This window comes from Variovorax sp. CAN15, assembly GCF_030462475.1.
In the GTDB taxonomy this organism is placed as follows: domain Bacteria; phylum Pseudomonadota; class Gammaproteobacteria; order Burkholderiales; family Burkholderiaceae_C; genus Variovorax.
The window spans coordinates 113,687-122,942 of the sequence record NZ_JASMRZ010000012.1; the positions used below are offsets into that span (position 1 = coordinate 113,687).

The window sequence follows — 9,256 nt, forward strand, 5'->3', positions numbered from 1 at the left end:
TGTTCTTTCACTTGAAGCGGGCTTCGATGCCCGTGGTCATTCGTTCGAGCCACTCGAAGCTCGGCGGATCGATCACGTCGACCAGCACGTCGGGCACCTTCACGCCGCGCGCGGCCCAGGTCTCGGGGCCCTTGGTGTCGCCGCCGGTGCGGTAGCCGTATTCGTGCGCGAGCTCGCGCAGGACCGGGTCGTTCTCCAGCGCCGCGCCCAGGCGCGCGCCGCCGGGCGTGTAGGGCACGAGCACGTGCTTCGAATAGACGGTGGGCTTGGGGTAGAGCAGCACCATGTCGCTCTTGAGGCGGTCGGGGTTCTTGAGCCAGAACTCGACCATCTGCGATTCGTAGGCCACCAGCAGCGGCGCCTTGCCCATGCCGAGCGCGAGGTAGTCCTCGAAGGGGCCCGCCGAGGACTGCTCCTGGAAGCCCTGGCGCAGGAAGAGCGGCGCCACGACGGGCATGACGCGGTCCACGTCTTCCTGGCTCTGCACGATCTGCTGGCTGTTGGCGAGGTAGCTCGCAAGCGCGAGGTACATCGCCGCCGAGTTGGATGTGCGCACGTCGGTCGAGTTGATGAGCAGCGACTTGCTGGTGGAAAACGCGCTGCTCGCCTTGAGCTCCTTCCAGCGCGTGCCCTTCTCGATCATGGCCATGAGGCCCGGCAGGTCGACCACGTAGTAGAAGTCGCCCTGCTTCTGAGCGATGCCGTTGGCCACCAGGATCTCGGCGATCGGCCGCCAGCTGGCCAGCACGATCGGTGTGTAGAACGGATTGAAGACGTTCGGCGCCTTGGCCAGCGCCTTGAGTTGCGCCGCGGCGGGCGCGCCCGAAGGGAAGCCGAAGTCGAACTTGCTGGCGTCGTAGCGGCTGGCGATGGCGCGCGAGCCGGCCTTCTCGACGGTGACGGTGATGCCCTGCGCGGCCAGCGCCTTCTGGACGCGCGGATCGGCGAAGAAGGTTTCTTTCTCGGAGCCGATCAGGCCGCGCAGCGTGACCTGTTTCTCCTGTTCGATGCGGGCTGCCGTGGCGGTGGCCGAGTCATCGTGCAGCCGGGTGTTCGAATACCAGACGCCGGCTCCGACCGCGGCCAGCAGGACGACGGCCAGCGCTGGTGCGATCAGCTTGCGGATTTCCAAATCTCATGCTCCTCTCCCCCTGTGAGCGGGGGTAGAGAAACATGCTAACTATCGAATATGACGGTTTATGACAGTCAGATGTCGGTGGCGATTTCCTGCGTGATCCGCAGGAACTTCTCGATGTCCGCCATCGAGTGGCAGTGCAGCGGCGACACCCGCACCGTGCCGGTCAGCCCGAAGGACTCGAGCATGCGCTTCGAGTAGATGCTGCTGGCCACGCGCTCGTAGACCGTCACGCCGCGCCTGGCGTACTCGACCACCGCCTGCGTGCAGTCGATGCGGTCGAAGCCGATGCCCAGGATCAGGTCGCGCTTGCTCAGGTCCTCGTAGTCGAGGAAGACGTTGACGCCTTCCATCTTGCGCATGCCGGAGGTGTTCGCGTTGCCGTCGAGCAGCGCCGACAGCAGCGCGCGCTCGTGCAGCTCGATGTGCGTGATGCCCGCGACGAACAGTTCACGCCGATCAGTTGCATCGGTGAAGTGCCCGCCCAGCCAGCACACATAGTCGACGATCTCGGTCAGCACCGCGAACTGCCATGGCGAGGCGCTGCCCAGGTCCCAGTAGTCGGGCTTCTTGCCGGCCAGCCTGTGGTGCGGCAGCACGGCCGCGCGGTCGGACACCCACGACAGCCCCGAGCCCCGGCAGCCGAAGAACTTGTAGGGCGCGAGGTTGACGCCGTCCACCGGCGTCCTCCGCAGGTCGATGAGGCCGTGCGGCGCGTGCTGCACGGCGTCGACCAGGATGTAGAGATCGGGCTTGATCTCGCGCGCGCGGCGCACGATGGCTTCCATGTCGAGCTTGGCGCCCGAGATGTTCGAGGCGTGGATCACGTTGAGCAGGCAGGTGTTCTCGTCGACCAGCCGCACGATCTCGTCCACGTCCACGCCGCCGGTGACGGGGTTGCTCTTCGCCACGCGCAGCTCGCGGCCCAGGCGCTGGGCGTAGAGGCTCATCGCGTCGAAGGCCGAGGGATGCTCCAGCACGGTGGTGACCATGTTCGTGCCTGGCACGTTCTCGGCCACCGCACGCACCATGTCGAACATCGCGCCAGAGGCGGTGAGCGACGCGTACACGCTGCCGCCTGTGGCGTTGAGGATGGTGCGCAGGTCGTCGCAGCCCCTGGCCTGGATCTGCTGCAGCTCGACGGCCGTGGCGTGGATGCGCTCGGTGTTGTCGGGAATCGCATCGACCTGGGCGAAGCGCTCGGCCGCAGCCTTCAGGCGGAAGGAGCCGCCGGCGTTGTCGAAGTACAGGCGCTCGCGGCCATGGTGGTCGTGGTCGACCTGCAGGAAGCGGCCCTTCACCTCGCACATGAGCGCGTCGGAGAAAGCCAGGCCTTTCGGATGGCTGGAAGACAGCTTGGAATCCATCGTTCAGACGCCCTTGTTGTTGGGGTTCTTGTAGATCTCGCGCACCGCGTCCGTCATCGGGAAGTTGAGGTTCGCGTTCCTCGGCGGGATCGGCGAGAGGAACCACTTGGTGTAGAGCTGCTCGATGGCGCCCGACTTCATCAGGCCCGTGACGGTCTCGTCGACCAGCGCCTTGAACTGCGGGTCGTCCTTGCGCAGCATGATCCCGTAGGGCTCCTGGCGCAGCGATTCCTTCAGGATCTTGTATTCACCGGGGTTGGGCGCGCTGGCGATCATGCCGGCGAGCTGCACGTCGTCGAGCACGTAGGCGTCCGCGCGGCCGTTGGACAGCCGCAGGAAGCCGTCGGAGGTGTCCTTGCCGGGGATCTCGTTGACTTCGATCGCACCGCTCTTGCGCGCGACGCGCAGCAGCTGGATCGAGGTGCTGCCCGAGACGGTGGCCACGTTCTTGCCGTTGAGGTCGGCAAGGGTGTCGATGCCGGAGTTCTTGCGCACGGCGGCGGTGATGTTGGCGACGAAGTGGCTGGGCGCGAAGTCCACCTGCTGCTGGCGCTGCGTGGTGTTGGTGGTGGTCGCGCAGTCGAGGTCGACGGTGCCGTTCTGCAGCAGCGGAATGCGGTTGGTCGAGTTGAGCATGGTGTAGCGCACCTCGATCTTCGCGAGGCCCAGCCTGGCCTTCACCGCGTCGACGATCTTCAGGCAGATGTCGTTGGTGAAGCCGATGGGGTCGCTGTCGGCGCCGATCTTGTACGAGAACGGGATCTGGCTGTCGCGCGCGCCGATCTGGATCGTGCCGCTGTCCTTGATCTTCTGCAGCGTGCCGCCGTCCTGGGCGCTGGCGGCGCCGCAGGCGAAGGCGAGGGCCAGTCCGAGCGCGAGGGGGAGTTTCCTGAAGTCCATGGCGGGTTCCTTGAAGAAGAGTCGATGACGGTGGATCGGGCGAATCTTCTGCCTCGCCATCAATTTCCAAAAGCGATTTTTTGTGATCGAATTCCATGAGAAAAAGCAATCTTTTGGAGCCCGATCCACCGTGATGACCTTCAAGCAGCTCGAAGCCCTGTACTGGATCGCCCGCCTTGGCGGCTTCGCACAGGCGGCCAACCAGCTGCACACCTCGCAATCGGCCATCTCCAAGCGAGTGCACGAGCTGGAGCAGCTGTTCGAGACCGAGCTCTTCGACCGCAGCCAGCGCACCGCCCGCCTCACCGAGAAGGGCGAGGAGATGTTCGTGCTCGCGCGCAAGCTGCTGGAGCAGCGCGACGCGGCCATCGAGCAGTTCGGCAAGCCGGGCGTGGTGGAGCGGCGTATCCGCCTCGGCGTGACCGAGCTCACGGCAATGACCTGGCTGCCGCGGCTGGTCGGGCTGATCCGGCAGCACTACCCGAAGGTGATCCTCGAGCCCGACGTGGACGACAGCCTGCAGCTGCGCGACAAGCTGCTGGCCGACGAGCTCGACCTGGTCATCGTGCCCGAGACCTTCGCCGACTCGCGCATGCCGCACAAGGTCATCGGCCAGGTGAGGAGCGCGTGGATGTGCAAGCCCGGCGTGGTGCCGCAACCCCACGGCGGCGCCATGCGGCTGCACGAACTGGCGCGCCATCGCATGCTGGTGCAGGGCAACAACTCCGGCACCGGCCGCGCCTACGACGCGTGGATGAAGGAACAGGGCGTGCAGCCCGCCGACGTGATCGTGGTGAGCAACCTGGTGGCGCTGACCGGGCTCACCGTGTCCGGCCTGGGCGTGAGCTACCTGCCGCGCGAATGCCTGCAGCCGCTGGTGGCTGCGGGCATGCTCGCGGTGATCGAGGTGGCGCCGGCCCTGCCGGTGGTGCGCTACGTGGCGATGCACAAGGGCGAGCACCGCAGCGCGCTCACCTCGTCGATCGTGATGCTGGCGCAGGAGTGCTGCGACTTCGCGCGCATGTTCCAGGCGCAGGCAGAGGAAGAAAGCGAAGAAGAAAGGGAAGAAAAGGCGGAAAGACAGGAGAAGAATGGATCAGGGCGCCCGGATGCAGCCTGAACGCCGCCGGCCGAAAGCGCCTTGACGGTGCTGCGGCGTCAGTGTTCGCCGCCCACGGGCGAGAAATCGGAAAGTTCGGGATGCATGTGCCGCAGCGCCAGCGAGAGCCGCACCACGCGTTCCCGCGCGCCCGCCTCACCCCGGGCCAGCGCGCCCAATGCTGCTTCGTAGTCGTCGGTGAGCTGCTGCCACAACTCGAAGTCGGCGCCAAGGCCTTCAGCGTCCTTGTCCATCTTTGCTCCAGTCGGATTTCGACGGCCGGTCTCAATGCGCCAGTTTGACCGATTTTTTCCAAAAATGTTAGAACTTTAGGGGTCATAGGGTTATAGCCGCCCGAATACTTCGGCACGGCGCTGCCCCTCAGTTCGCCCCGCCCCGCGTGAGCATCCGCCCCGCGCGCGCGAGCACCCTGGCCTCGGCCTCGCCGCCGCGATACGCCAGCACGCCGTTCACGAAAACCAGCTCCACACCCAGGCTCACGCCGTGCGGCTTGTCGTAGGTGGCGGTGTCGGCGATGGTCTCGGGGTCGAACACCACCACGTCGGCCATGGTGCCGGCGCGCAGCAGGCCGCGGTCGGCGATGCGCAGGTTGCGCGCGGTCATGCCGGTCATCTTGTGCACCGCCTGCTCCAGCGTGAACAGCCGGCGCTGGCGCCAGTAGCGCGCGAACACGCGGGGAAAAGCGCCCCACAGGCGCGGATGCGGATGGCGGTCGTGCGGCAGGCCGTCGCTGCCGATCATGGTGAGCGGGTGCGAGATGACGCGCTCCACGTCTTCCTCCTGCATCTGGAAATAGCAGGCGCCGCCGGGCTTCAGCCGCAGGCAGGCCTCCTGCTCGCTCACGCCCCACTCGCGCGCGATGTCCGAGATGAGCCGCCCCGTCATCTCCGGATGCGGATCGGACCAGGTCAGCAATACGTCGATCACGCCGTCCACCAGGTCCTCGCGCAGCACGGTGGAGCCGGCCACGTAGGGGTACACGTCCATCGCGATCTTCTGGCGCTGCGCGAGCGACTCGATCAGCGGCAGCGTCTCCTTGGTGCGGCCCCAGTTGGCGGGGCCCGCGCACTTGTGGTGCGAGATCACCAGCGGCACGCCGGCCTCGAAGGCGCAGTCGCCGGCCTCGTGCAGCGCCTCGATGATCTGCTGCATCTCGCTGCGCAGGTGCGTGGCGTAGACGCCGCCGTGGCGGCTCACCACGCGCGCCAGCGCGGTCACCTCCTCGGCGGGCGCCGCGAAGGCCTCTTCATAGAACAGGCCCGAGGACATGCCGTGCGCGCCGTCGGCCATGCAGCCGTCGAGCAGCGCCTCCATGCGCGCCAGTTCATCGGCGCTGGCCGGGCGGTCCAGCGCCTGCATGGCGGCGAAGCGCAGCGTGGTGTGGCCGACCAGTGCGGCCACATTCAGCGCGGGCTGTGTCGCGTCGACGGCTGCGCGGTACTCGGCCATGGTCGCGTGCCTGAACGAATCGGCGCCCAGCAGCGTGAGCGGCGGCAGCGACTGCGGCGTGCGGTACGGCGCGAGCGAGATGCCGCAGTTGCCCGTCACCACCGTGGTGATGCCCTGCGACACCTTCGGCAGGCACAGCGGGTCGCGCAGCACGATGGCGTCGTCGTGCGTATGCGCGTCGATGAAGCCGGGGGCGATCACCTTCGCGCGGCAATCGACGACTTCGACGTCGGCCAGCGCCAGGCCGCCGGGCAGCCGCCCGCGCAGGTCTTCGCCGAGCGCGACGATGCGGTCGCCCTGCAGCAGCACGTCGCCCGGCCACGAAGGACCGCCGGAGCCATCGACCACCAGGCCTGCCTCGAGCAGCACCGCCTTCTTGTTGTTGCCTTCGCTCACGATTCGCGCCCTCCGTCGTTCACGCCGCCGCCGTCCCAGCTCTGCAGCGGATGCGTGGTGGCGTCGATGCCGTGGCGCTGGAAGGCCTCGCGCGCGCGCTGCAGGCGCTGCACCGCCGGCTCGCCGCGCCGCTGCGCCACCAGCACGGTGAGGATCTCGATGACGGTGAGGTGCGTGAGGTAGGCGTCGATGCCCACGTGCATCACCGCGTCGTCGGGCACCGACAGGCCGAGAAGAAAGTCGGCCTTGGCCGCCAGCGCCGTGCCCGGCCGCGTCAGCGCCACCACCTTGGCGCCCTGCCCGCGCGCGATGTCCACCGCGTCGAGCAGCGAGGGCATGCCGCCCACGTGCGAGATGGCGATGACCACGCCGCCCGGGCGCTGCGCCGCGCCGGCCACCTGCTGCAGGTGGTAGTCGGCCCATGCGTTGGCCGAGAGGCCCAGTCGGAAGAGCCGTGCCTGCAGGTCGTTGGCCATGAACCACGAGGTTGCGCCCGCGCCGTACAGGTCGACGTGCGGCGCGGCCGCGATGGCAGCCACGGCGCCATCGAGCACCTGCATGTCCAGCTGGCCGCGCACGCCCGAGACGGAGGCCGCCGCGCTGCGCGCGATCTTGCCGACCACTTCGTCGGCCGCGTCCTCGATGTTCACGCGGCGGTGCAGCGGCGAGCCGCCGAGCGCGAGTTCCTGGGCGAGCGCGAGCTTGAATTCGCGCAGGCCGGCGAAGCCCAGGTCGCGGCAGGTGCGCATGATGGTGGGCACCGAGCTGCGCGAGCGCTCGGCCAGTTGCTCGAAGCTTTCTTCGAGCACGCGGTCGGGGTCTTCGAGGATCAGGTCGAGGATCGCGCGCCGCGTCGCCGGGGCGTCGCTGCGGATGTCCGCGATCTTCTGGAGCAGTGATGGGGTCATCGCAACGAAATCAGAAATGCATGGACACCGCGTCGCTCACGCGGTAGTCCGCCTCGACAACCGGCATCCAGTGCCACTTGTCGAAGGTGGTGCAGGGGTGCGAGATGCCCAGGCCCACGCGGTCGCCGACCTTGGGCGCCTCGGCTTCCTCGTTCGCTTCCCAGCGCAGGTAGGCGTGCTGGTCGTTCAGCGCGGTGATCTTCCAGCCGGCGGGCACCCCCTGCGGCTGCAGCGCGCCGCGCGCCGCGCGCGCGATGGGCACGGGCAGCGAGAGGTCGAAGGAGATGTCGCGCTTGCCCACCGCCAGGATCGCCAGGCCCGGTTCGGGGCGCGACTGCACCGTGGCCCAGACTTCCATCGCCGGCACCAGGCTCTCGCCGCAGTTGCAGCCCAGGCGCTCGTCCACCGCGCTCACCATGCGCTTGTAGAAGCCGTGGTCGTGCGTCACGTAGCAGCCCGAGCGCAGCAGGCCGCGCACCGGCGCACCCAGCGCGGGCTTGAGCCGGCCGGCCACGAGGTCGAAGATGGCCGAGCCGCCGGCCGAGACCAGCACCTCGTCGGTCTCGAAGAGCTTCTCGGTGTCGCAGTGGCGGGCCACGGCTTCGACACGGTCCATCAGCGCCTTGGCGTAAGCCGTGTCGGGCTCGCTCTGGCCGGTGGCGCCCTGCCCTTCGTAGCATTCGATGCCCACCAGCCGCACGGCCTCGCTCGCGCGCAGGCGCGTGGCCAGCGCCACGGCTTCCTCGTGCGTACGGCAGCCGGTGCGTGCGCCGTCCACGCCGATCTCGACCATCACCTCGAAGGGCACGCTCGCGGGATGGCGCTTCGACCAGTCTTCGATGAGCGCCAGCTGCGCCAGCGAATCGACCAGGAACACGATGCGCAGGTCTGCATGCTCGCTCAGCAGCATCTGGATGCCGGCCAGGTCCTCGTCGCTCACCACCTGGTTGGCGATGAGCGTGCGGCGCGCGCCGGCCGCCACGCCCACGGCCAGCTGCGTGACGGTGGCGAAGGTCAGTCCCCAGGCGCCGGCGTCGAGCTGGCGCCGGAAGAGCTGCGGCGACATGGTGGTCTTGCCGTGCGGTGCGAGGTCGATGCCCCACTCGCGCACGCGCGACTGCATCCACGCCAGGTTGTGTTCCAGTGCCTCGCGCTTGAGCACGGCCAGCGGCAGCGGCAGGTCGCCGGCCAGCACGTTCCAGCCGGCGGCGCCGATCTCGCTGCGGCGGCGCGGCGCGGCGGTGCGCGGGTAGCCCTTGAAGTTGCTGCCCAGCAGCGGGTCGGTGAAGTCGTTCATGACGAGCGGAGTGTTCATTGAGTCTCAGGGTTCATTGTTGTCATCGCATATTCGTGAAACACCGCGGAACCGGCTTTGCCGGGCCGCAGGTGTTGCCCCTGCAAGGGGGTTGGCGAAGCGACACGAAGTGCGCGAAGACTGGGGGTTTGGTCATAACCTGATGCAGGCGCTGTAGTGTCCCGCCGAAATCTCTTCCAGCGGCGGCACCGTCTGCGCGCAGGCCTCGATGGCGTGCGGGCAGCGCGTGCGGAACACGCAGCCCGAGGGCGGCGCGATGGGACTCGGGATGTCGCCCTTGAGCGCGATGCGCTCGGTCGCCATCTCCGGGTCGGGTTTGGGGCTCGCGGCCAGCAGCGCGCGGGTGTAGGGGTGCGAGGGGCGCGCGAACAGCTCCTCGGTGCTGGCGACTTCCATCACCTTGCCGAGGTAGAGCACCACCACGCGGTCGCACAGGTACTCGACCACGTCGAGGTCGTGCGAGATGAAGAGCATCGTCAGCCCGAGCCGCTCGCGCAGGTCGGCCAGCAGGTTGATGACCTGCGACTGGATGGAATGTGGCAGCCCGATGCCACCAGCGCATCCACCGAGCCCGAGCGTCCGCGCATGCAGTTGACGCAGGAACTATTCGAGGCGCAGCAGGCGCTGTGGGAGCAAACGGTCGAGGCACTGCCCGCCGGCAAGCCG

Annotated in this window: 9 protein-coding genes and 1 pseudogene; 2 read left to right on the forward strand and 8 right to left on the reverse strand. The window is 68.0% G+C overall.

From position 1 onward, the window contains the following. Positions 1–7 precede the first annotated feature (7 nt). From QMO14_RS11710 to QMO14_RS11720, 3 genes are all read right to left on the reverse strand, one after another. Entirely contained in the window at positions 8–1,132 is a 1,125-nt protein-coding gene (locus QMO14_RS11710) for a hypothetical protein (protein WP_301507375.1), read from the reverse strand. 74 nt (positions 1,133–1,206) lie between these two features. Then, positions 1,207–2,502, reverse strand: coding sequence for an aminotransferase class V-fold PLP-dependent enzyme (locus QMO14_RS11715; RefSeq protein WP_301507377.1), 1,296 nt, complete (start codon positions 2,500–2,502; stop codon positions 1,207–1,209). Positions 2,503–2,505: 3 nt separating this feature from the next. Next, the gene (locus tag QMO14_RS11720) at positions 2,506–3,402 is read right to left on the reverse strand and encodes an amino acid ABC transporter substrate-binding protein (protein ID WP_301507379.1); all 897 of its coding nucleotides are present in this window, start codon (positions 3,400–3,402) and stop codon (positions 2,506–2,508) included. A 133-nt stretch (positions 3,403–3,535) separates the two neighbouring features. Here QMO14_RS11720 and QMO14_RS11725 point away from each other — a divergent pair, with 133 nt between their 5' ends. Next, complete coding sequence (locus tag QMO14_RS11725) at positions 3,536–4,522, forward strand: LysR family transcriptional regulator (protein ID WP_301507393.1); 987 nt, start codon at positions 3,536–3,538, stop codon at positions 4,520–4,522. Between the two features lie 38 nt (positions 4,523–4,560). On the opposite strand, the gene QMO14_RS11730 is transcribed toward QMO14_RS11725, so the two are convergent. The 5 genes and pseudogenes from QMO14_RS11730 to QMO14_RS11750 form a co-directional block, all read right to left on the reverse strand. Beyond that, positions 4,561–4,755, reverse strand: a complete 195-nt coding sequence (locus QMO14_RS11730; RefSeq protein WP_301507381.1) for a hypothetical protein — start codon at positions 4,753–4,755, stop codon at positions 4,561–4,563. Positions 4,756–4,882: 127 nt separating this feature from the next. After that, a complete protein-coding gene (locus tag QMO14_RS11735) occupies positions 4,883–6,367 on the reverse strand; it encodes an amidohydrolase family protein (RefSeq protein ID WP_301507382.1) in 1,485 nt (494 codons plus the stop codon). Beyond that, a complete protein-coding gene (locus tag QMO14_RS11740; protein ID WP_301507385.1) occupies positions 6,364–7,275 on the reverse strand; it encodes a MurR/RpiR family transcriptional regulator in 912 nt (303 codons plus the stop codon). The genes QMO14_RS11735 and QMO14_RS11740 overlap by 4 nt, the downstream gene beginning before the upstream one ends. Positions 7,276–7,285: 10 nt before the next feature. After that, a complete protein-coding gene (locus tag QMO14_RS11745; protein WP_301507386.1) occupies positions 7,286–8,590 on the reverse strand; it encodes an amino acid deaminase in 1,305 nt (434 codons plus the stop codon). Between the two features lie 132 nt (positions 8,591–8,722). Beyond that, positions 8,723–9,124 (reverse strand): annotated as a pseudogene (locus tag QMO14_RS11750) (oligopeptide/dipeptide ABC transporter ATP-binding protein); the annotation flags it as partial. Between QMO14_RS11750 and QMO14_RS11755 the strand changes: the two are divergent. Continuing rightward, positions 9,047–9,256, forward strand: a 210-nt coding sequence (locus QMO14_RS11755) for a hypothetical protein (protein ID WP_301507388.1), incomplete at its 3' end; no start/stop codon positions are given. The pseudogene QMO14_RS11750 and the gene QMO14_RS11755 sit on opposite strands and share 78 nt — an antisense overlap.

Bases quoted from the DNA above. Each gene is read 5' to 3' on its own strand.
- QMO14_RS11730 (WP_301507381.1), bottom strand. From the start codon at position 4,755: ATGGACAAGGACGCTGAAGGCCTTGGCGCCGACTTCGAGTTGTGGCAG.
- QMO14_RS11715 (WP_301507377.1), bottom strand. From the start codon at position 2,502: ATGGATTCCAAGCTGTCTTCCAGCCATCCGAAAGGCCTGGCTTTCTCC.
- QMO14_RS11725 (WP_301507393.1), top strand. From the start codon at position 3,536: ATGACCTTCAAGCAGCTCGAAGCCCTGTACTGGATCGCCCGCCTTGGC.
- QMO14_RS11745 (WP_301507386.1), bottom strand. From the start codon at position 8,590: ATGAACACTCCGCTCGTCATGAACGACTTCACCGACCCGCTGCTGGGC.
- QMO14_RS11740 (WP_301507385.1), bottom strand. From the start codon at position 7,275: ATGACCCCATCACTGCTCCAGAAGATCGCGGACATCCGCAGCGACGCC.
- QMO14_RS11720 (WP_301507379.1), bottom strand. From the start codon at position 3,402: ATGGACTTCAGGAAACTCCCCCTCGCGCTCGGACTGGCCCTCGCCTTC.